The sequence below is a fragment of the Mycobacterium sp. DHQP2018-32-09 genome, assembly GCF_058148405.1.
Map to the genome: position 1 here is coordinate 14,532 of NZ_JBYVYK010000052.1, position 20,593 is coordinate 35,124.

At 70.3% G+C, this 20,593-nt stretch carries 23 protein-coding genes; 12 read left to right on the forward strand and 11 right to left on the reverse strand.

Features of this window, described 5'->3' with window-relative positions; translation table 11 throughout:
* The first annotated feature begins 3 nt into the window (after window positions 1-3).
* Window positions 4-1,146 (forward strand): acyl-CoA dehydrogenase family protein, encoded by a 1,143-nt coding sequence (locus AC30CM_RS21930; protein ID WP_490119023.1) that lies wholly within the window; start codon window positions 4-6, stop codon window positions 1,144-1,146.
* Window positions 1,147-1,252: 106 nt separating this feature from the next.
* On the opposite strand, the gene AC30CM_RS21935 is transcribed toward AC30CM_RS21930, so the two are convergent.
* Window positions 1,253-1,966 carry a fasciclin domain-containing protein gene (locus tag AC30CM_RS21935; protein WP_490119024.1) on the reverse strand — a complete coding sequence of 238 codons (714 nt, stop codon included), beginning with the start codon at window positions 1,964-1,966 and terminating at the stop codon, window positions 1,253-1,255.
* A 205-nt stretch (window positions 1,967-2,171) separates the two neighbouring features.
* Here AC30CM_RS21935 and AC30CM_RS21940 point away from each other — a divergent pair, with 205 nt between their 5' ends.
* Genes AC30CM_RS21940 through AC30CM_RS21950 form a run of 3 tightly spaced genes read left to right on the forward strand, consistent with a single transcriptional unit; the run spans window position 2,172 to window position 4,555 of the window.
* Entirely contained in the window at window positions 2,172-2,696 is a 525-nt protein-coding gene (locus AC30CM_RS21940; RefSeq protein WP_490119025.1) for a gamma carbonic anhydrase family protein, read from the forward strand.
* Between the two features lie 33 nt (window positions 2,697-2,729).
* Window positions 2,730-3,863 carry an NAD(P)H-binding protein gene (locus AC30CM_RS21945; RefSeq protein WP_490119026.1) on the forward strand — a complete coding sequence of 378 codons (1,134 nt, stop codon included), beginning with the start codon at window positions 2,730-2,732 and terminating at the stop codon, window positions 3,861-3,863.
* On the forward strand, window positions 3,860-4,555 hold the full coding sequence (locus tag AC30CM_RS21950; protein WP_490119027.1) for a CPBP family intramembrane glutamic endopeptidase: 696 nt from the start codon (window positions 3,860-3,862) through the stop codon (window positions 4,553-4,555). The genes AC30CM_RS21945 and AC30CM_RS21950 overlap by 4 nt, the downstream gene beginning before the upstream one ends.
* 46 nt (window positions 4,556-4,601) lie before the next feature.
* On the opposite strand, the gene tet(V) is transcribed toward AC30CM_RS21950, so the two are convergent.
* The 3 genes from tet(V) to AC30CM_RS21965 form a co-directional block, all read right to left on the reverse strand.
* Complete coding sequence (gene tet(V) / locus AC30CM_RS21955; protein ID WP_490119028.1) at window positions 4,602-5,873, reverse strand: tetracycline efflux MFS transporter Tet(V); 1,272 nt, start codon at window positions 5,871-5,873, stop codon at window positions 4,602-4,604.
* A gap of 124 nt (window positions 5,874-5,997) precedes the next feature.
* Window positions 5,998-6,759: an SDR family NAD(P)-dependent oxidoreductase gene (locus AC30CM_RS21960; RefSeq protein WP_490119029.1), complete on the reverse strand. Its 762-nt coding sequence runs from the start codon at window positions 6,757-6,759 to the stop codon at window positions 5,998-6,000.
* A gap of 18 nt (window positions 6,760-6,777) precedes the next feature.
* Window positions 6,778-7,578 carry an enoyl-CoA hydratase gene (locus AC30CM_RS21965; RefSeq protein WP_490119030.1) on the reverse strand — a complete coding sequence of 267 codons (801 nt, stop codon included), beginning with the start codon at window positions 7,576-7,578 and terminating at the stop codon, window positions 6,778-6,780.
* Between the two features lie 105 nt (window positions 7,579-7,683).
* On the opposite strand from AC30CM_RS21965, the gene AC30CM_RS21970 reads away from it, so the two are divergent.
* The 3 genes from AC30CM_RS21970 to AC30CM_RS21980 are packed head-to-tail and all read left to right on the forward strand — an operon-like array spanning window position 7,684 to window position 10,582.
* Entirely contained in the window at window positions 7,684-8,775 is a 1,092-nt protein-coding gene (locus AC30CM_RS21970) for a CaiB/BaiF CoA transferase family protein (protein WP_490119031.1), read from the forward strand.
* Window positions 8,776-8,829: 54 nt separating this feature from the next.
* Window positions 8,830-9,582, forward strand: coding sequence for a 3-hydroxyacyl-CoA dehydrogenase (locus AC30CM_RS21975; RefSeq protein ID WP_490119032.1), 753 nt, complete (start codon window positions 8,830-8,832; stop codon window positions 9,580-9,582).
* A 16-nt stretch (window positions 9,583-9,598) separates the two neighbouring features.
* A complete protein-coding gene (locus AC30CM_RS21980; protein WP_490119056.1) occupies window positions 9,599-10,582 on the forward strand; it encodes an NAD(P)H-dependent flavin oxidoreductase in 984 nt (327 codons plus the stop codon).
* A 224-nt stretch (window positions 10,583-10,806) separates the two neighbouring features.
* Here AC30CM_RS21980 and AC30CM_RS21985 read toward each other — a convergent pair whose 3' ends face one another.
* On the reverse strand, window positions 10,807-10,929 hold the full coding sequence (locus AC30CM_RS21985; RefSeq protein ID WP_099046010.1) for a hypothetical protein: 123 nt from the start codon (window positions 10,927-10,929) through the stop codon (window positions 10,807-10,809).
* A gap of 101 nt (window positions 10,930-11,030) precedes the next feature.
* Window positions 11,031-11,567 carry a DoxX family protein gene (locus AC30CM_RS21990; RefSeq protein ID WP_490119033.1) on the reverse strand — a complete coding sequence of 179 codons (537 nt, stop codon included), beginning with the start codon at window positions 11,565-11,567 and terminating at the stop codon, window positions 11,031-11,033.
* 168 nt (window positions 11,568-11,735) lie between these two features.
* Between AC30CM_RS21990 and AC30CM_RS21995 the strand changes: the two genes are divergently transcribed.
* Together AC30CM_RS21995 and AC30CM_RS22000 are read left to right on the forward strand one after the other, a co-directional pair.
* The gene (locus AC30CM_RS21995) at window positions 11,736-14,051 is read left to right on the forward strand and encodes an MMPL family transporter (protein ID WP_490119034.1); all 2,316 of its coding nucleotides are present in this window, start codon (window positions 11,736-11,738) and stop codon (window positions 14,049-14,051) included.
* Complete coding sequence (locus AC30CM_RS22000; RefSeq protein WP_490119035.1) at window positions 14,041-14,691, forward strand: class I SAM-dependent methyltransferase; 651 nt, start codon at window positions 14,041-14,043, stop codon at window positions 14,689-14,691. Before AC30CM_RS21995 ends, AC30CM_RS22000 begins: the two co-directional genes overlap by 11 nt.
* Window positions 14,692-14,695: 4 nt before the next feature.
* On the opposite strand, the gene AC30CM_RS22005 is transcribed toward AC30CM_RS22000, so the two are convergent.
* Complete coding sequence (locus AC30CM_RS22005) at window positions 14,696-15,409, reverse strand: NAD-dependent deacylase (protein WP_490119036.1); 714 nt, start codon at window positions 15,407-15,409, stop codon at window positions 14,696-14,698.
* Window positions 15,410-15,446: 37 nt separating this feature from the next.
* Between AC30CM_RS22005 and AC30CM_RS22010 the strand changes: the two genes are divergently transcribed.
* A complete protein-coding gene (locus tag AC30CM_RS22010; RefSeq protein WP_490119037.1) occupies window positions 15,447-15,812 on the forward strand; it encodes an Rv1152 family transcriptional regulator in 366 nt (121 codons plus the stop codon).
* A gap of 17 nt (window positions 15,813-15,829) precedes the next feature.
* Here AC30CM_RS22010 and AC30CM_RS22015 read toward each other — a convergent pair whose 3' ends face one another.
* Window positions 15,830-16,600, reverse strand: coding sequence for a class I SAM-dependent methyltransferase (locus AC30CM_RS22015; protein ID WP_490119057.1), 771 nt, complete (start codon window positions 16,598-16,600; stop codon window positions 15,830-15,832).
* Between the two features lie 66 nt (window positions 16,601-16,666).
* A complete protein-coding gene (locus tag AC30CM_RS22020) occupies window positions 16,667-17,185 on the reverse strand; it encodes a DUF1697 domain-containing protein (protein ID WP_490119038.1) in 519 nt (172 codons plus the stop codon).
* A 106-nt stretch (window positions 17,186-17,291) separates the two neighbouring features.
* Between AC30CM_RS22020 and AC30CM_RS22025 the strand changes: the two genes are divergently transcribed.
* Window positions 17,292-17,735 (forward strand): PPOX class F420-dependent oxidoreductase, encoded by a 444-nt coding sequence (locus AC30CM_RS22025; protein ID WP_490119039.1) that lies wholly within the window; start codon window positions 17,292-17,294, stop codon window positions 17,733-17,735.
* A 52-nt stretch (window positions 17,736-17,787) separates the two neighbouring features.
* Entirely contained in the window at window positions 17,788-17,955 is a 168-nt protein-coding gene (locus AC30CM_RS22030) for a DUF5302 domain-containing protein (protein WP_490119040.1), read from the forward strand.
* On the opposite strand, the gene AC30CM_RS22035 is transcribed toward AC30CM_RS22030, so the two are convergent.
* Complete coding sequence (locus AC30CM_RS22035) at window positions 17,952-19,253, reverse strand: acyltransferase family protein (RefSeq protein ID WP_490119041.1); 1,302 nt, start codon at window positions 19,251-19,253, stop codon at window positions 17,952-17,954. The genes AC30CM_RS22030 and AC30CM_RS22035 overlap by 4 nt on opposite strands.
* 65 nt (window positions 19,254-19,318) lie before the next feature.
* Window positions 19,319-20,500, reverse strand: coding sequence for an MFS transporter (locus tag AC30CM_RS22040; protein WP_490119042.1), 1,182 nt, complete (start codon window positions 20,498-20,500; stop codon window positions 19,319-19,321).
* Window positions 20,501-20,593: the final 93 nt, after the last annotated feature.

Genomic DNA, 20,593 nt, shown 5'->3' on the forward strand with positions numbered 1-20,593 from the left:
AACGTGAAGCGACTGGTCTTCGAGGAAGAACACGAACAGCTGCGCCAGACCGCCCGGCAGTTCATCGAGAAGGAATGCGTCCCCTACGCCGAGAAGTGGGCAGCCGACAAGATCGTCGACCGCGACGCCTACGTCGCGGCCGGGAAGTACGGCCTCATCGGGTTCAACATGCCCGAGAAGTTCGGCGGCGGAGGCGTCGACGACTTCCGGTTCAACGCCGTGATCGTCGAGGAGTTCGCCCGATACGGCGGGCCCACGCCCGGGGTCAGCCTGCAGAACGACATCGTCGGGCCGTACTTCGTCAACCTGGCCAACGAGGAGCAGCAGGCGCGCTGGCTGCCGGGCTACGTCACCGGTGAACTGATCGGCGCGGTGGCGATGAGCGAACCGGGCGCGGGCAGCGACCTGGCCGGCATCAAGACCTCGGCGGTGCGCGACGGCGACGATTGGATCCTCAACGGCTCCAAGACATTCATCTCGGCGGGCATCAACTCCGACCTGGTGGTCGTGGTGGCCCGCACCAACCCCGACGCCGGTCACAAGGGCTTCTCGCTGCTGGTCGTCGAGCGCGGCATGGCGGGCTTCGAACGCGGTCGCAAGCTCGACAAGATGGGGCAGCACTTCGCCGACACCGCCGAACTGCACTTCGACAACGTCCGGGTGCCCGGGGCCAACCTGCTCGGTGAGGAGAACAAGGGCTTCTATCACCTCATGGCCAACCTGCCCTCGGAGCGGTTGTCCATCGCGATCTCCGCGGTCGCGGGCGCGCGGGCCACGTTCGACGAGACCCTGCAGTACGTCAAGGACCGCAAGGCATTCGGGCAGCCCATCGGCAGCTTCCAGAACAGCCGCTTCACCATGGCCGAACTGGACACCGAACTCGAGATCGCCGAGCAGTACATCGACCGTTGCCTGCGCGCCGAGATCGACGGCGAGCTGACCGCCGTGCAGGCCTCCAAGGCGAAGTGGTGGTGCACCGAACTGCACAAGCGCGTCGTCGACGCCTGCCTGCAGTTGCACGGCGGCTACGGCTACATGAACGAGTACAAGGTGGCGCGCGACTACGTCGACGTCCGCATCTCCACGATCTACGGCGGCACCACCGAGATCATGAAGGAGATCATCGGCCGGGACTTGGGCCTGTAGGCGGGATTTCGGCGCGCTTTCGTTCGCCAGGCGAACGAAAGCGCGCCGAAATCACGAAAAGCGGCTCGGGACGACGAGGTCCCGAGCCGCTTCTTCGTGGGTGCGACTAGCCGGCGGGCGTCGGCGTCGGCGAGGGCGACGACGTGGTCGGCGCGGGCTTGCCGGTGTTGCTGAACGACGTCTGCGGGGTGACGGGCTCCGGCGGCGAGGCCGGATCGAGCACCGTGTCGAGGATGTAGATGCGCGCGTCCTTGGTCTGGATGCCGCCGCACAGCACCTTGGCGGTGTCGTTGACCTTGATGTCACCGTCCTTGCCGGTGATCTTGACCTCTTCGCCCTGCTGCGTGGGCCGCTGCCCGGCGACGTCGGCGGGGCCGAGCAGGCCGAGGAAGACGTGGTAATAGTCCAGCTTGGTCAGCGCCGCGGGATCGCTCTTGAGCGTCTCCAGCTGGGCCGGATCGAGCTTGGCGAACGCCGCGTTGTTGGGGGCCAGCACCACGTAGGGGCCGTTCTCCAGCACCGGCACGATGTTGACTGCCGGGTTCAGCCCGCCGTTGATGGCCGAGGTGAACGTGCTCAGCGACGGGATGGCGGCCAGCGCCTGCCCGACGGGCATCTTCGACAGTGCTTCCTTGGTGACGCCGGCGGGGGCCAGCTCGGCCCGCACCGGATCGCAGTCGCCCTGCCAGTCCGACAGCGGAGTGGTGGGCGTGGGGGTGGGGCTGGGCTCGGCCTGGGCGGTGATCGCCAACGGCACCGACACGGCGAGTGCTGCGATGGCGGCGGTCATTCCCAGTGTCTTGCTGGTACGAGTCTTCACGTTGGTGCTCCTTGGGTCGTGCAGTCGCGTCATCGGATCGATGTGGGGGCGACGTGCTGCATCCCCCGACGCGTCGCCTCCCGAGATGGTATGTGGGCAGCCGAAGCGATCGGAAATCGCAGTGAGCTGGGCCACAGCCACCGGCCGCGCGCCGGCCGCGCAGGGCACGTGACGTTCACCACCGTGGCCTGCCTACGATTCCGGCATGGCTCAACCGCTCATCATCGCCATCGGCGACCACGCACCCCGTCTCCACGACGAATCCTGGGCGGCGCCCAACGCGTCGCTGATCGGTCAGGTGTCGCTCGCGGCCAAGGCCAGCGTCTGGTACGGCGCCACGCTGCGCGCGGAGTTCGAGCCCATCGAGATCGGCGAGGGCAGCAACCTGCAGGACGGCGTCACCGTGCACGTCGACCTGGGCTTCCCGGCCCGCATCGGCGCAGGTGTGAGCGTCGGGCACAACGCGGTGCTGCACGGGTGCACCGTCGAGGACGACTGCCTGATCGGCATGGGCGCGGTGGTGCTCAACGGCGCCGTCGTCGGGGCCGGGTCACTGGTGGCGGCCGGGGCCGTCATCCCGCAGGGCGCGGTGATCCCGCCGCGGTCGCTGGTGGCCGGCGTCCCCGGCAAGGTGCGTCGCGAACTCGGCGACGACGACGTCGACCGCAACAAGCTCAAAGCGGCCGGCTACGTGCACCTGTCCGAACTTCACCGGGGCGCGATCGGATAGCCGCACCGTGGGTACAACCCTACGGTGAACAGCATGCGGATCATGGTCACCGGCGCCACGGGCTACGTCGGGTCGCGCCTCGTCACCGAGTTGTTGGAACGGGGCCACCAGGTCACCGTCGCCAGCCGCAACCTCGAACGGCTGGGGCGGTTCGGCTGGATCGACGACGTGACCGCGGTCTACCTCGACGCCGGGGACCCGGAGGCGGTCGCCAGCGCGCTGCACTGCGCTGGGCCCGTCGACGTCCTCTACTACCTGGTGCACGGCATCGGGCAGCCCGACTTCCGCGAGTCCGACAACCGGGCTGCCGCCAACGTCGGGGAGGCCGCCAAGGCGGCCGGGGTGGGCCGCATCGTCTACCTCGGTGGCTTCGTCCCCGACGACGGCAAGCTGTCCGACCACCTGGCGGGGCGTGCCGAGGTCGCCGAGGCGTTGACCGTCGACGGCGGCGCCGACGTCGTCTGGTTGGGCGCGGCCATCATCCTCGGTGCGGGGTCGACGTCGTTCGAGATGCTGCGTTACGTCAGCGACCGGTTCCTGGTGTTGCCCATGCCGGAGTGGGCGGCCAACCCCATCGACCCGATCTCCATCAGCGACGTCCTGCACTACCTGGCCGAGGCGGCCGACGCGGAGCGGGTGCCTGCCGGGTCCTACGACATCGCGGGCCCGGACCGCACGACCTACGGCGAACTGCTGCAGACCTACGCGCGCATCGCGGGGGAGTGGCGGGCGTCGCTGCCGGTGCGCGGCATCGACACCAAGCTGGTGTCCTGGGTGACCGGGATGATCCTGCCGGTCCCCGGCGGGCTGGCGTCGGATCTCGTCGAGTCGCTGGATCATCCGATGAACGCCACGCACGCCGGGCTACGCGACCTGGTGCCCGAACCCCCCGACGTCGGCATCGAGGACGCGATGCGGCGGGCGCTGACCACCACCCGGGCGCTGCCGGTGAACGAGCTGACCGACGTGCACCACCTCGCCGACACCGACCCGCAGTGGGCGGGCGGCGACGTGCGTCGCATCCGCCGGATCGCCGCGGCCCTGACGCCCGGGTTCGCCCGGCCGGCGCTCGGCCTGCTGGGCATCGTCCCGCGACCCGTCGCGGGAGCGGTCCGTACCGGCCTCGACCACGTGATCGGACTGGTGCCGAAGAGCAAGACCGCATGAACATCTTCGGCGAGTTCGGTTCGATCGTCGGCTCCCGTGCGGAGCCGCGCGAGGAGGCGGCGAGCACGGTCCGCTACCGGCGCATCGCGGTGGTGGTGGTGCTCGTCGTCGGCGCGGTGCTGCTGGGTTACTCGCTGACCCGGCAGCCCGGCGACACGTCGTTCTACTGGCTCACGCTGGGGCTGGCGGCGGTGTGGGCGGTGGGCGCCCGCTTGTCGGGGCCGCTGCACCTCGGCCGCGTCCGGTTCCGTGACCACAGCAAGCGGCCGTTGATCACCGGAACCGTGATCGGCATCGTGCTGGGCGCCATCTTCATCGTCGGCGGTCTGATCGCGCGCCAGATCCCGCCGGTGCGTGACTACATCGTGCAGGTGCTGGCGTACACCAACTACGGTTCGCTGCCGCTGCTGGTGTTCATCACGCTGATCAACGGATTGGCCGAGGAACTGTTCTTCCGCGGTGCGCTCTACAGCGCGCTGGGTAGGTTCCGGCCGGTGTTGATCTCGACGCTGGTGTACGCGGTCGCGGTGTCGGCGGCGGGCAACCCGATGCTGGGGTTCGCGGGGCTGATCCTGGGCTTCGTCTGCGCCTACGAGCGCCGGATGACCGGCGGGGTCCTGGCGCCGATGCTGACCCACTTCTTCTGGGGTCTGGTGATGGTGCTGGCGCTGCCGCCGCTCTTCGGGGTCTGATCCGAAGTCATGCGGCCCGATCTCCGCCGCGGTCGCACGCTCGCGGTCAGTGCAGCGGGTGCGCCACCTCGTCGTGCGGCATGCGCGCGGCGACGTAGGCGGCCAACGCCAGCACCGGGGGCAGCAGCGCCGCCGTCGCGAAGATGACCTCCATGCCGACGACCTTCGACAGTGGTCCCACGATCGCGAACGACACCGGCATGAACGCCAGGGACACGAAGAAGTCGAGGCTCGACACCCGGCCCAGCATCTCCCCGGGCACACGACGCTGTAGCAGCGTGCCCCAGATGACCATGCCCGCACCGTCGGTGACGCCGATGACGAACGTTGCCGCAGCCATCAATGGGAACGACGAGGTGACACCGACCACGACCAGTGGCACCGAACCCACGCCCCACGTCGCCATCATCACCGTCAGGTAGCGCCGCGGCATGCGCAGCGACGAGACCGTCAGCGCGCCGAGCGCACTGCCGATTCCGAAGCACGCCAGGATGAATCCGTACGCGCGGGCGCCGTCGGCGAACCGGTCCTTGGCGATGAACGGCAGCAGTACCTCGATGGGTCCCAGCACCAGCAGCACGAACATGCTCGCGTAGAGCAGCGTCCACGACAGCCACGGGGTGCGCACCATGAACGCGAAGCCCTGCCGCAGATCCCGCAGCACGTGCGGACGTTCGGTGTCGACGGGCGTGACCCGCGCCGGGCGCGTCGCCAGCAGCAGCACGAAACCGCTCGTGAACAGTGCTGCCACGACCCACGTTCCGACGACGGGTACCGTCGCGCCGACCAACAGACCCGCCACGGCGGGACCCACGGCGCGCTGGAAGACCGGGCGCACCACACCCTCGACGCCGTTGGCGGCCAGCAGGTGGTCGACGGGCAGGATGGTCGGCAGCAGCGCGCTGTAGGCGGGGAAGAAGAACGCCGCCGCGATGCCCAGGATGGCCGCGGCCACGGCGAGATGCCAGATGTGCAGTGCCCCAACCGAACCCAGGACGGCCACGGCCGTGACGGTGGCGACGTTGACCGCCTCGACGACGATGATGATGCCGCGGCGGTCCACCCGGTCGGCGGCGATGCCGCCCACCAGGATGAAGGCCACCAGGCCGACGCCCATGCTCGCGGCCACCAGGGACAGCGCGGCGGGATCGGCGTCCAGGGCGATCACCTGCAGCGCCATCACCACCGCCCACATGCCCTCGGCGAAGATGGACAGCGACACGGCCGCGATGAGCAGCCGGTACTCCCGGAAGCGGAACGGGGCGAGCACGCGCCAGCCGCCGGGACGTACCGGCGGCGCCTCGAATTGCGTACTCACGCAATCGATGGTCGCGTACCGACCAGGGCCGCGTCGAGCGAATTTCGGGCGGGCCCCGTGCCCGGCGCTACCGGCCGAACCCCGGCGAACCCCGGCGAACCCCCGGCGAACCCCCGGCGAACCCCTAGGTGATGGTGACGCCGCCGTCGACGACGATGGTCTGCCCGGTGACGTAGCCACCGGCGTCGGACGCCAGCCACACCAGCGTGGCGGCCAGTTCGCGCGGGTCACCGACCCGGCCCAACACCATGCGGTGCGCCAGGCTCTCGAGGTAACCGGGCTGGTATTCGTCGGTCATCTCGCTGATGAAGAAGCCGGGGGCGATGGCGTTGACGCGAATGCCCTTGCGGGTGCCCCACTGCTGCGCCAGGTCGCGGGTGAGCCCGGAGATCGCGGCCTTGCTGGCGCTGTAGGCGGCCTGCGGCAACCCGGCCGTCGTGATGCCGAGGATGCTGGCGATGTTGACGATGGCGCTGCCGGGCTGCATGACGCGTCCGCAGGCCTGCGCGGCCCAGTAGGAGCCATTGAGGTTGACGTCGATGACGTTGCGGAACTGCTCGGGCGTCTCGCGCGTGGCGGGCACCGCGGTGCCGACGCCGGCGTTGTTGACCAGGACGTCGACGCGGCCGAACTCGGCCATGGCCTGCTCGACCATGGCGTCGACCTGTTCGGGGACCGCGACGTCGGCGGTGACGGCGAGTGCGCGCCGGCCGGCCGCCTTCACCAGATCCGCGGTGGCAGAGAGCCGGTCGGTGCGCCGGGCGGCCAGGACGACGTCGGCCCCGGCTTCGGCGCAGGCCTGGGCGAACGAGACGCCGAGCCCCGACGAGGCGCCCGTGACGATGACGACCTTGTCGTCGAGGCGGAATGAGTCCAGCACCGTCACGTGTGTCTCCCTGATGTCCTAGTGGTCGGTGAACGTCGGCGGGCGCCGCTGCTGGAAGGCCTTGGCGCCCTCGCGGAAGTCCGCGGCCGCCAGCAGCTCCAGCTGGCCTGCCGTCTCGAACTCTAGTGCGTCGCCGAGTCCGCTCAGCGTGGCGGCGTTGATGGCCTGCTTGGTCTTGCGCAGTGCGACCGCGGGGCCGGACGTCAGCGTCGCGAGCACCTCGGCGACCCCCGCGTCGAACGCGTCGGGGGAGTAGACGGCGCTCACCAGGCCGGCGGCCAGGGCCTCGCTCGCGGGCAGGCGTTCGGCGAGCAGTGCCATCCGCATGGCGCGGGCCCGCCCGATCGACGCCGCGACCAGAGCCGACGCGCCGCCGTCGGGCATCAGCCCAATCTTGGTGAACGCCAGCAGGAAATAGGCATTCTCGGAGGCCAGGACGATGTCGGCGGCCAGTGCCAGGGACACGCCGACGCCTGCGGTGGGGCCGTGTACCACCGACACCACCGGTTTGGGCAGGTCGACGATCGCGGTCACGACGCGGTTGGCCGCCGCGAGTACGTCTTCGGGCCCGCCGACGACGTCGGGGCCGTCCTCGCCGATGTCGGCACCCGAGCTGAACCCGCGGCCCGTCCCGCCGAGGCGGACCACGCGCACCTCGGGGTCGGCCGCGGCCCGTGTCAGGGCGCCCTCGATGGTGGTGAGCATGGCCTCGTTGAGGGCGTTGAGACGGTCGGGGCGGTTGAGCGTCAACGACAGCACGCCGCCGTCGAGCGACACCGCGAGGTCGTCGATGCCCTGGTAATGGACCTGGGATGTCATGTGCCTGGCCTCGGGTCGGGCGAGCCCTGGGCCCGCGGCGGATCGACTTGGTTATACAAGTAAGCTTTGTCGGCGGTCAACCCAGGACTACCGATGGAGATTGCAATGGCGGGACCACTTCAGGGTTTGCGAGTCGTCGAATTGGCCGGTATCGGCCCCGGGCCGCACGCGGCGATGATCCTCGGGGATCTGGGCGCCGACGTGGTGCGCATCGAGCGGCCGCGCAAGGCGCCGGGTGTGCCTGCGCCCAGCCGGGATTCGATGTTGCGCAACCGGCGGTCGGTGACCGCCGACCTGAAGAGCCCCGAGGGCAGGGACCTGGTGCTGCGGCTGGTCTCGAAGGCCGACGTCCTGATCGAGGGGTACCGGCCGGGGGTCACCGAGCGGCTCGGCCTGGGACCCGAGGATTGTGCGAAGCTCAACGAGCGGCTGGTGTACGCCCGCATGACGGGGTGGGGTCAGGACGGCCCGCGGGCGCTGCAGGCCGGCCACGACATCAACTACATCTCCCTCAACGGGTTGCTGCACGCCGTCGGCCGCAAGGGCGAGCGGCCCGTGCCGCCGCTGAACCTCGCCGGTGACTTCGGTGGCGGGTCGATGTTCCTGCTCGTCGGGATCCTCTCGGCGCTGTGGGAGCGGCAGGCGTCGGGCAAGGGGCAGGTGGTCGACGCGGCGATGGTCGACGGTTCCAGCGTGCTGATGCAGATGATGTGGAGTTTCCGTGCCACCGGCATGTGGAGCGACGAGCGGGGCGCCAACCTGCTCGACACGGGTGCGCCGTACTACGACACCTACGAGACGGCCGACGGGAAGTACGTGGCCGTGGGCGCCATCGAGCCGCAGTTCTATGCGCTGCTGCTGCAGGGGTTGGGGCTGGACCCGGCGACGCTGCCCGAGCAGAACGACATGGCGCGCTGGCCGGAGTTGCGCGAGGCGTTCACGACGGCGTTCGCCGCCCACGACCGCGATCACTGGGCCGGGGTGTTCGACGGCACCGATGCGTGCGTGACGCCGGTGCTGAGCTTCGCCGAGGTGGAGAGCGACCCGCACGTCACCGAGCGGCACACGTTCATCCGTGAGGGTGACCACCTCGAACCCGCGCCGGCGCCGCGGTTCTCGCGTTCGCAGCCGTCGCGGCCGACGCCGCCGGGGGTGCCGGGTGCCGACACCGACGCCGTGCTGGCCGACTGGGTATAGTCCCAACCAACCAGTCGGTCGGCAGAGTGCCGTTCGAAGGAAGGGGAATGATCAGTGCAGATCAAGGACTCGGTAGCGGTGGTCACCGGTGGCGCGTCGGGCCTCGGCCTGGCGACCACCAAGCGACTGCTCGACGCGGGCGCCAGCGTGGTCGTCATCGACCTCAAGGGTGAAGAGGTGGTGGCCGAACTCGGTGATCGCGCCAGGTTCGTCGCCACCGACGTCACCGACGAGGCCGGCGTCGCCAAGGCCCTCGACGTCGCGGAGAGCATGGGTCCGGTGCGCGTCAACGTGAACTGCGCCGGCATCGGCAACGCCATCAAGACGCTGTCCAAGAACGGCCCCTTCCCCCTCGACGGCTTCCGAAAGGTGGTCGAGGTCAACCTGATCGGCACGTTCAACGTGATCCGCCTGGCGGCCGAGCGCATCGCGAAGACCGAACCCCTGGGTGAGGAGCGCGGCGTCATCGTCAACACCGCGTCGGTCGCGGCGTTCGACGGCCAGATCGGTCAGGCGGCCTACTCGGCGTCCAAGGGCGGCGTGGTCGGCATGACGCTGCCGATCGCCCGTGACCTCTCGCGTGAGCTGATCCGCGTGTGCACCATCGCCCCCGGCCTCTTCAAGACCCCGCTGCTGGGGTCGCTGCCCGAGGAGGCCCAGAAGTCGCTGGGTCAGCAGGTACCCCATCCCGCCCGCCTCGGCGACCCCGACGAGTACGGCGCCCTGGCGCTGCACATCGTGGAGAACCCGATGCTCAACGGCGAGGTGATCCGCCTCGACGGCGCCATCCGCATGGCCCCGCGGTAGGAGGGGACTTCTCGTGATCACGACGAAGTTCACCGAGGTCTTCGGCGTCGAGGCGCCGATCGCCCAGGGTGGCATGCAGTGGGTGGGTCGGGCCGAGCTGGTGGCGGCGGTGGCCAATGCCGGCGGGTTGGGGTTCATCACGGCGTTGACGCAGCCGACGCCCGCGGACCTGGCGCGCGAGATCGCCAAGACACGCGACCTCACCGACAAGCCGTTCGGGGTGAACCTGACGATCCTGCCGTCGATCAACCCGCCGCCCTACGACGAGTACCGGCAGGTGATCGTCGACGAGGGCGTGAAGATCGTCGAGACCGCCGGGGCCAACCCCGCGCCGCATCTGCCGATGTTCCACGACAACGGCATCAAGGTGCTGCACAAGTGCACGTCGGTGCGGCATGCGGTCAAGGCGCAGAGCCTGGGCGTGGACGGCATCAGCATCGACGGGTTCGAGTGCGCCGGCCATCCCGGCGAGGACGACGTGCCGGGCCTGGTCCTGATCCCGGCGGCGGCACGTCAGATCGAGATCCCGATGATCGCCTCGGGCGGCTTCGAAGATGCCCGCGGCTTGGTGGCGGCGTTGGCGCTGGGGGCCGACGGGGTGAACATGGGCACCCGGTTCATGTGCACCGTGGAGAGCTGCATCCACCAGAACGTCAAGGAGGCGATCGTCGCCGGTGACGAGCGGGGTACGGAGCTGATCTTCCGCAGTCTGCGCAACACGGCGCGGGTGGCCAGCAACGTGGTCTCGCGCGAGGTGGTGAGCATCCTGGCCGACGGCGGTCAGTTCGAGGACGTCAAGGATTTGGTGGCCGGGGTGCGAGGTCGGCGCGTGTTCGACGACGGCGACCTGGACGCGGGCATCTGGACGGTGGGCACCGTGATGGGGCTCATCGAGGACATCCCGACGTGCGGGGAGCTGATCGCGCGCATCGTGGCCGAGGCCGAGGACATCATCACCGGCAGGCTCACGGGTATGACCGCGGCGTCCGTTCCGGCCTGACGGTTCGCCTCGACGGCGCGGGGAATGCGGCGGTCCGACCCCGGGGTCTGGCCGCCGCATTCGTGTCCCCGGCCCCGGGGACACGAAAGCCACCGACGCGAGTCGGTGGCTTCCTGGTGTTCACGACCGAGGCCGCAGCCGCTCTGACGGGAGCCGCAGCAAACCGCTACGGCGCACCGCGAACGGCACGGCACCGGTGGGCCGCCACGTGGGCGGCCGTGAGGTCAGACCGCGGTGGCGAGGTCGGGGAACTGCTCGGAGGTGTCACCCTCGACCAGCACGTCCCCGTGGTAGAGGGCGTCGAAGTCAACCTTGATGACATCGGCATTGGTGTCGTCGATCCACATGTACTGAACAGTAACCATCACCATTAAGAGATCTTTGAGTCTCGTTTCTGAAAACGGTGGCAATTCTTACCCGGGGGTAGGGTCGCGCGACCTACCGCGACCTACTCGGAAGTCAGATGCAGCGGGTTCGTCCCGTTGAGCAGCACCCAGGTGGCGACGGCGGCCGCCACCGCCGCCACCAGCAGCGCGACGCCGACGGCCGCCGGCCAACGCGGCCGGTCGAACACCTTGGCGTCCAGCGAGAACCTGCCCGCACCCGTGAACAGCAGCGTCGCCGCCCCGAACGCGGCAAGGAACGGCACGTTGAACGGGTCCGACCAGACGGGCCCGCCCGACACGTTGACCAGCCACGCGTCGATCATCGCGGCGACGACGCCGCACGCCGCCAGCGGCGTCAGCACGCCGAACAGGATCGCGGCGCCGGCGGCGGTCTCGGTCGCGGTCACCATCGCCGCCGCGAGCCCGGGACTGCGCCAGCCGCCGGCCTGCATGAACCCGACCACCGAATCCAGGTCGAACGCCTTGACCAGGCCGGCCTGCAGCATGCACGCCCCGATCGCCACCCGCAGGATCAGTAGTCCGACGTCGGTGGCCGACGACCGCCGCGCGCCCAGGTCGATCTCGTCGGTCGGTGTCATGGCTGCACCCTAAGGTCTGTCAACCTGCTGGGAAAGTGCCGTGGCGGCGAACTGGGCGAGGCTGCCCACCGTGTCGTCGGCGGGGGTCCCACGATGGGGTGCGGCCGTTGACCGGGTCGGTTTCCGTTGTTAAGTTACCGCCGATAGTCCCTCGGAGGGGTGCCTGACGTGCTGAGACGCCTCGCCATACGCGCCATCGCGGCACCCCGGCAGATCGTCGCGGTGGCCGCCGTACTGATGGTCGCCGCCGCCATCTTCGGGATCCCCGTGGCGAAGAGCCTGTCCGCCGGCGGCTTCCAGGACCCGACGTCGGAGTCGACGCGAGCCGCCAGGGTGCTCACCGACACGTTCGATCAGGGCGACATGCAGCTGCTGGTCACCGTCAGCGCACCCGACGCAGCGGGTGGTGTCGACTCGCCCGCGGCGCGTGCCGTCGCCCTCGACGTCGTGGCGCTGCTGCGCGACTCCCCGCACGTCACCAACCTCGCGTCGGCGTGGACCGCGTCCCCCGCGGCCGCGGCCGACCTGATCAGCCGCGACCGCACGACCGGGCTGATCGTCGCCGGTCTCGACGGCGGGGAGGACGACGCCCAGAAGTACGCGAAGACCCTCGCCGACCAGATCACCCGCGACCACCCCGACGGTGCCGACGGCGTCACGGTGCGCCCCGGCGGCACCGCCATGGTGTACGCGCAGATCAACGCACAGAACGAGCGCGACCTGCTGCTGATGGAGATGATCGCGATCCCGCTCAGCTTCCTGGTGCTGGTCTGGGTGTTCGGCGGCTTGGTGGCCGCCGCGCTGCCGCTGCTCATCGGTGGTCTGGCGATCGTGGGGTCCATGGCGGTGCTGCGGGCGATCACGTTCACCACCGACGTGTCGATCTTCGCGCTCAACCTGTCGACGGCCCTGGGCCTGGCGCTGGCCATCGACTACACGCTGCTGATCCTGAGCCGCTATCGCGACGAACTGGCCGAGGGCGCCACGCGGCGCGACGCCCTGGTGCGCACGATGACGACGGCGGGCCGCACCGTGCTGTTCTCCGCGGTGACCGTCGCCCTGGCGATGGCCGTGATGCTGATCTTCCCGATGTACTTCCTGAAGTCGTTCGCCTACGCGGGCGTGGCGACGGTGGCGTTCGCGGCGGCCGCCGCCGTGATCGTCACCCCCGCGGCCATCTGGCTGCTGGGGGAGCGGCTCGACGCGCTGGACGCGCGACGGCTGCTGCGCCGCGTCCTGCGTCGGCCGCCGCCGGTGCCCAAGCCCGTCGAACGGCTGTTCTGGTACCGCTCGACGACGTTCGTGATGCGTCGCGCGGCGCCGATCGGGGCGGCGGTCGTGATCCTGCTGCTTTTCCTCGGTGCGCCGTTCCTGTCGGTGAAGTGGGGATTCCCCGACGACCGGGTGCTCCCGACGTCGGCGTCGGCACACCAGGTCGGCGACCAACTGCGCACCGACTTCGCCGACGACTCGGCCACGGCGGTCTCGGTGGTACTGCCCGACGCCGACGGGGTCACCCCCGACGCCCTGGCGCGCTACGCCGCCGAACTGTCCCGGGTGCCCGACGTGACCTCGGTGTCGGCGCCGACGGCGACCTACGTCGGCGGCGCCCCGGTGGGCCCGCCGTCGGCGCCGACGGGAATCGCCGGGGGCAGCGCGTTCCTCACCGTCGGCAGCAGTGCGCCGCTGTTCTCAGATCGGTCCGAGGCGCAGCTGGATCGGCTGCACGACGTGGCCGGTCCCGACGGCCGGCCGGTGTGGATCACCGGCACCGCGCAGGTCAACCGCGACAGCGTCGACGCCATCACCAGCCGGATGCCGTGGGCACTGGGGCTCATCGCCGTCATCACCTTCGGGCTGCTGTTCCTGCTCACCGGCAGCGTGGTGCTGCCGGTGAAGGCCGTGGTGCTCAACGTGCTGTCGCTGACCGCGGCGTTCGGCGCCCTGGTGTGGGTGTTCCAGGACGGCCACCTCGGCGCGCTCGGCACCACGCCGACGGGCACGCTGGTGGCGAACATGCCCGTGCTGCTGTTCTGCATCGCCTTCGGCCTCTCCATGGACTACGAGGTGTTCCTGGTCGCGCGCATCCGGGAGTACTGGCTGCGGCTGCGTGACCGTGCGCCCGCCGATGCCGGGGGGCGCAGCGCCAACGACGAGGCCGTGGCGCTGGGTCTGGCCCGCACGGGTCGCGTCGTCACCGCCGCGGCGCTGGTCATGTCCATCTCGTTCGCCGCGCTGATCGCCGCGCAGGTGTCGTTCATGCGTATGTTCGGGGTGGGGCTCACGCTCGCGGTGCTGGCCGACGCCACCCTGGTGAGGATGCTGCTGGTGCCGTCGTTCATGCATCTGGCGGGCCGCTGGAATTGGTGGGCCCCACGACCGCTGGCGCGGCTGCACCGGCGCATCGGGATCAGTGAATCCGGGGAACCGGTCGGCGCGCCGACGGTCGCCGACGACACGAGGGAGCGCACCCATGGCCGATGACACCGTCGACAACCCGTTCTTCGCGACGCTGTGGTCGCGCATGTCGACGCGCGAGCCGGAGGTGGTCCGGCGGCTGCGGCGCGAGAACCTCGCGGGCCTGACGGGCCGCGTACTGGAGGTGGGGGCGGGCACCGGCACCAACTTCGCGTTCTACCCGGACACGGTCACCGAGGTGGTGGCCGTGGAGCCCGAACGCCGGCTCGCCGAGCGCGCCCGCGCCGCGGCCGCTGCGGTGGCGGTACCCGTGACGGTCAGCGAGGAGACCGTCGAGCACTTCGCCGCGACGGACGCGGGCGGGTTCGACGCCGTGGTGTGCTCGCTGGTGCTGTGCTCGGTCGGTGATCCCGATGCCGTGGTGCGGCAACTCTTTTCGATCCTCCGCCCGGGTGGGGAGCTGCGCTACCTCGAGCACGTCGCCAGCGCCGGTGCGCGGGACTACGTGCAACGCCTGGCCGACGCGACGGTGTGGCCGCGGCTGCTGGGCAACTGCCACACGCACCGCGACACCGAGTCGTCGATCGTCGCGGCGGGGTTCGAGGTCGAATCGGCACGCCGCGAGTGGGTGCTGCCCGCGTGGCTCCCGCTGCCGGTGTCGGAGACCGCGATCGGCAGGGCCGTCCGGCCGGAACCGTCCCGGTAGCGGCTCAGCCCAGGAGTGCGGGCAGCCGCTGCAGCAGCGTCGGCAGCGCGGTCGCCGCCGTCTCGCGCAGGCTCAAAGTCGCCGCGGCCGACAGCGGCGTGGGTTCGGGGTTCACCTCGATCACCGGGATGCCGTTGGCCAACGCCATCTCGGGTAGCCCGGCCGCGGGATACACGACGGCCGACGTTCCGACGACGATGGCGACGTCGGTCTGGGCGATGGCGCGCACCGAGCGGTCCCAGGCGTCGTCGGGCAGGGCCTCGCCGAACCACACCACGCTGGGCCGCACCATGCCGCCGCACGCACACCGCGGCGGTTCCACGGTCTCGACGGGCTCCGGCATCGCAGGCAGTTCCCCGTGATAGATCGAACCGCAACTGTCACAACGAAATTCGAAGAGACTGCCATGCAGGTGGTAGACGTTGCCGCTGCCCGCACGCTCGTGCAAGTCGTCGACGTTCTGGGTCACCACGTGCACGTCGGCGTAGTCCTGCCACGCGGCGACGGCCCGGTGACCGTCGTTGGGAAGCACGGCCTTCATCATGTAGTGCCGCCACAGGTACCACGCCCACACCCGCTCCGGGTGGGCGCGCCAGCCGTCGCTACTGGAGATCTCGTAGGGGTCCACCTTCGCCCACAGGCCGGTTTCGACGTCGCGAAACGTCGGGACGCCGCTCTCGGCCGAGATCCCGGCGCCGCTGAAGACCGTCACGTGCACGTCCACCAAAGTAGCCGGTGTGGGTGATACTGAGCGAGTGACCGATTTGGGGGAATGGGTTCTCGTCGACGCGCACGGGGCCAAGCCGCTGTTCGACCAGCTGCGCACGCAGATCATCGAGGGGGTACGCGACGGCAGGCTGCCACCGGGTACGCGGTTGCCGACGGTGCGTGAACTGGCCGCCCGGCTCGGCATGGCCGTCAACACCGTCGCCAGGGCCTACCGCGAGTTGGAGGGCGCAGGCATCGTCGAGACGCGGGGCCGCTTCGGCACGTTCGTGGCCAGGGCCGACCCGGCCGATTCGGCCATGGCCAGCGCCGCGCAGACGTTCGCGTCGGCGGCTCGCGCACTGGGCGTCGGCAAGGCCGACGCGTTGCAGTACGTCGAGGCCGCCTTCGGCTGACGCCGTCGAAACGGCGGTCAGCCGAATTCGAGCAGCGTCAGCGCGGGCCGGATGGGATCCAGCAACGGGATGCGCTGCATGGCCCACATTGCGGTGTTGAGCACCGTGCCGCGGCCAGGGGGCAGGGCCACGTCGTGCACGGCGCGGACGCCGGGCACCGTATCGACCAACCGCGCGGCCTGCGCCGCCGACAGCGCGAACGGCATGGGCGGCACGCGGTAGCGCGTCGAGACGCGCATTCCCCGTCGCGCCAACGCCGCGAACCACGGGGGCGCCATGTCGAACATCATCTGCCCGCCGGGGAAGCGCCGCGCGCACTCGGTGATCAGGCCCATCGCCTCGGTGGGCTGCAGGTACATCAGCAACCCCTCGGCGGTGATGAACACGCCGTGGGCGGTGTCGACGAGGTCCATCCAGCCGTAGTCCAGTGCCGACTGCGCGCACGTGCGCACACGGGGGTCGGCGGGCAGCAGCCGCTCCCGCAGGTCGATCACGGGCGGCAGGTCCACGCTGAGCCAGCCGAAGCGGTCGCCGACGCGGCCGGTCAGCCGGTAGAAGCTGGTCTGCAGACCCTCCGCGAGTGCGACGACGGTGGCGTCGGGATGGTCGCGCAGGTAGTTCGTCGTCGCCTGATCGAACGCCAGTGCCCGCAGCGCCATGTCCTGCCTGCGGGCGTAGCCGAACTTGGCGAAGTCGAAGTCGATGGTGTCGACGAGTTCGATCGCCATCGGGTCCTCGATGATCGAATCGGGCCGACGGGCCTCGCTGGCCCGGACCTGCAGCGTCATCAACGCCGTCTCCGAGACTCCGGTCAGGTGCGCCTTGGATCCCACGACCGCGAATGTACGCGACGTTCAGCGCGCCAACAGTTTGTCCACGGTGCGCAGGTTGCGGGTGGTGGTCGACGAGCGATACCGCTTCTGCCCCATGGTCTTGCCGAGCGCCGAGGTCAGCGTCGACGACTTGGGCACCTGCCAGTAGAGGACGCCGTCGCCGCGTTCCGCCCGTTCGTCCGGGCCGGGGGTGATGGCGGCGAGGTCGTCGAGCGCCTCGTCGGTGGCGGTGAACGTGACGTAGGAGTGCACCCCGTCGACCTCGCGTTCGAAGGGGTAGGCCTGGGAGATGGCGCGCAGCGCGTCCACGTCGTACACCAGCACCCAGGCCTCGTAGCCGAAGGCATCCCGCAGCGCGCGTTCGGCTTTCGTCTTCACGGTGGCCGCCTTCGCGCGGCTCTCCAGCAGGACGTTGCCGCTGGCGAGGATGGTGGTGACCGACGTGAAACCGGCGTCGGTGAGCGTCGCGGCGACGTCGGCCATCGTGAGGTTGACGCCGCCGACGTTCACGCCCCGCAGCAACACTGCGTACCGGGTCATCCGAACTCCCACGGGGTGTAGCCGTCGGTGACGGTCATCGGTCCATCGTAGGTTCGCGAATCGTTTCGCGGTGGCCTCTCGGTCACACGGCCGTACGCTGGCTGGCATGACGCGGCACGTGTTCGACGACAAGCTGTTGGCCCTGATCGGTGGCAATTCGCTGGGGGTGCTGGCCACCATCAAACGCGATGGTCGACCGCAGCTGTCCAACGTGTCGTATCACTTCGACAGCCGCGACGTCGCGCTGCGGGTGTCGATCACCGAACCGCGGGCCAAGACCCGCAACCTGCGTCGGGATCCCCGGGCATCGATCCACGTGGCATCCGACGACGGCTGGTCCTATGCCGTCGCCGAGGGCGACGCCGTGCTCACGCCCCCCGCTGCCGCCCCCGACGACGACACCGTGGAGGCCCTGATCGCGCTGTATCGCAACATCGCGGGCGAGCATCCCGATTGGGACGACTACCGCCGCGCCATGGTCGACGACCGCCGGGTGCTGCTGACGCTGCCCATCACCCACCTGTACGGGCTGCCGCCGGGAATCCGGTAGCCGCTCGGGAAACTCGGAGGCGTCGCCGTAGAGGAGTCGCTAACCTGACGGCATGGCCGAAACCCCCGAGGACGAGAACAAGCGCAAGTTCCGCGAGGCGCTCGAGCGCAAGAAGGCCGGGTCGGGGCGCACCTCCGACCACAAGGACGGTGGCCGCAAGCAGCCCACCGCGCACGGGCCTGCGGAGAGCCGTCGCGAGTTCCGGCGCAAGAGCGGTTAGCCCGCGGGCGCCGGGAGGCGGGTAGCGGCGCAGGCGCGGGCCGCGAGCAGGGCGCCGAGCATCACCGCAATGCAGTACAGCCCTTGCTCTTTGAGGCCCCAGCCCACCGATGCCAGCGTTGCCGCCGCGGCCACGCACAGCAGGGCGCCCACCAGGGCGCTGCGCGGTCCTCGGGAGGGCACCACGCCACCGTCCCACCCCGGAAGGACGCCGTTCTCCAGCGGCCGCAGGGTCAGGAACGCGATCCCCACGCCGGTGGCGACCAGCAGCGTCTGCACGATCCCCAGGGCGACGAAGTGCGGGTAGCCGGGGTAGCGCGGCAGGCCCGCCCCGTCGAACACCAGGTGCACGAACAGCAGGATCGGCATGTGCCACAGGTACAGCGTCATGGCCCCGGTGTTGCCGATCACCGTGGCCCGCCACACCCGCGGTCGCCTGGCCCAGCGTGCGACGGCCGGTGCGGCCGCAATGGCCAACGCGCACAACGCGATCGCGTGGCCGGCCAGGAGCAGCGACGGGGGCGACATGTTCTTGAGCCGTTGGGTCTCGATGCCCACCAGGCTCAACTCGTAGGGCCCCCACCGCAGCAGCGCCAGGTTCACCGCGAACGCCGCCGCGGCCACGCCGAGCGCCGCCCTCCGCCTCAGCAGACCGCGCCGGTACGCGACGCCGAACAGGCCGGGAATCGACCACGCCGCCAGGTTCGCGTACGCGAAGACCGGGGGAAGCTGCCCGCCCAGGCGCAGGTGATCCACCACGGCGACCAGGGCGTAGACGGCGGCGAGGCCGAACCACAGCCGCGGTGCGCTGGTCACCCTGACCAGCAGCGGCATGGCCGCGAGCACCAGGACGTAGGCCCCGAGGAACCACAGCAGCTGCACCGAGATGCCGGCCACGGGCTCGTAGACGTGGACGCCCACGATCGGCCGGAGCAGCACCAGCGCCACGGCCCAGAACGCCAGGTAGGCGAACACCGGCCGGTACAGCCGGGTGCATCGCCGCAGCAGCCAGCCGCCCCACGCCGTCCCGGGCCGGTAGGACCCCACCGACGCCGCGACACCGGCGAAGAAGAACAGCGGCATGATCTGGAACACCCACGTCGCCGCCTGGAAGACCACCGACGTGGTCAGTAGGTTGTCCCAGTGCAACACCCCGTCGGCGATGACACTGGTGGCCATCACGGTGTGGCCCACCACCACGCCGATCAGCGCGGCGATGCGGATGACGTCGAGGGCGCGGTCGCGGTCCGGCGGCGTCGCCGCCTCGATCTCGGCGGCGCTCGGAAACGAGGTGTGCATGCCGGTCACGCTATGGCGGCGACGGCGTCGACACCCTAGGTAGAACCACTCGAATCCGGGGGCGGTCAGCCCTGGCGCTGACGCGACTCCTGCACCAGGATGGCCGCCAGGCAGAGCGCGGCCAGCACGCCCACGGCGACGGCGAATGCGGTGCCCGCGGTCTGCAGGCCCCAGTGCTGTCCCGCGAACCCGGTGCCCACGACGGGCAGCGTGATCGCGACGTAGGACACGACGAAGTAGGTCGAGTTCACCTCGGCGCGCTGCCGCGGCGGCGTCGCTGCGATCACCGCGGCCAGCCCGCGGCTGAAGCTGATGCCCTGCCCGACGCCCGCCACGACGCCGGCCCCGATGAGCAGCCACACCGAGGAGACGTGCAGCGCCGCCGCGAGCATCGCCATGCCGACCACCAGGATGGCGCAGCCGATCGCGACGGCGCGCGACGGCGTGATGCGCTGCGCGGCCACCTGGGCGATGGCCGAGGCGATGAAGATCGAACTGGCCACCACACCCGCTGCCGCGTGGTTGCCGATGCCGATGACCTCCGACAGGAACGAGGGCACCACGGCCATGAACAGTCCCGTGACGGTGAACCCGGCGAACGCCGCGGTGGCCGCGGTCAGAAAGACCGGGCGCACGACCGCGGGAACGGCCAAGCGCTGCAATCCGATTCGCCCGGACGCCGCCGACGTCTCCGGTACGGCCAGCACTGCCACCGCCGCCACCGCCATCAGCGCGATGTGCACGACGAACGGCAGCGCAGTGGGGTGCGGCACGTACTGCACCAGCAGGCCGGCGAAGATGGGCCCGGCGCTCAGGCCCGCGATGTTGGCGATGGTCGCCACGACCGAGGCGCGGCCCCGCAGCCGTTCGGGAGCGGCTTCGACGATCGCCGCGGTCGCGGTACCCGTCATCACGCCCGCCGAGAGCCCGGACAGCACGCGCGCCACCAGCAGCACCGGCACGCTGTCGGCGAACAGGAAGACCACGGCGCTGGCGATCGAGAACGCCACGCCGCCCAGCAGCATGGGCTTGCGGCCCACCGCGTCGGACCACCGGCCCATGACCAGCAGCGCGAACAGCACGCCGACGGCGTAGGTGGAGAAGATCACCGTGGTGGTCTGCACCGCGAAGTGCATGTGGTCGGCATACACCGCGTAGATCGGCGTGGGCAGCGTCGTGCCCATCATGGCGGCGGCGAACGCGTAGGCCAGCAGCGCCAGGGCATACCGGCTGCGTCGTGGGGTCACGCGTCGAGTGTCGAGCACGCTCCAGCACAACGCCGATCGGGGGTCACCCCTTCCCGACGCCGTCCCCCGACGCACGACACCGGCGGCGCCCCC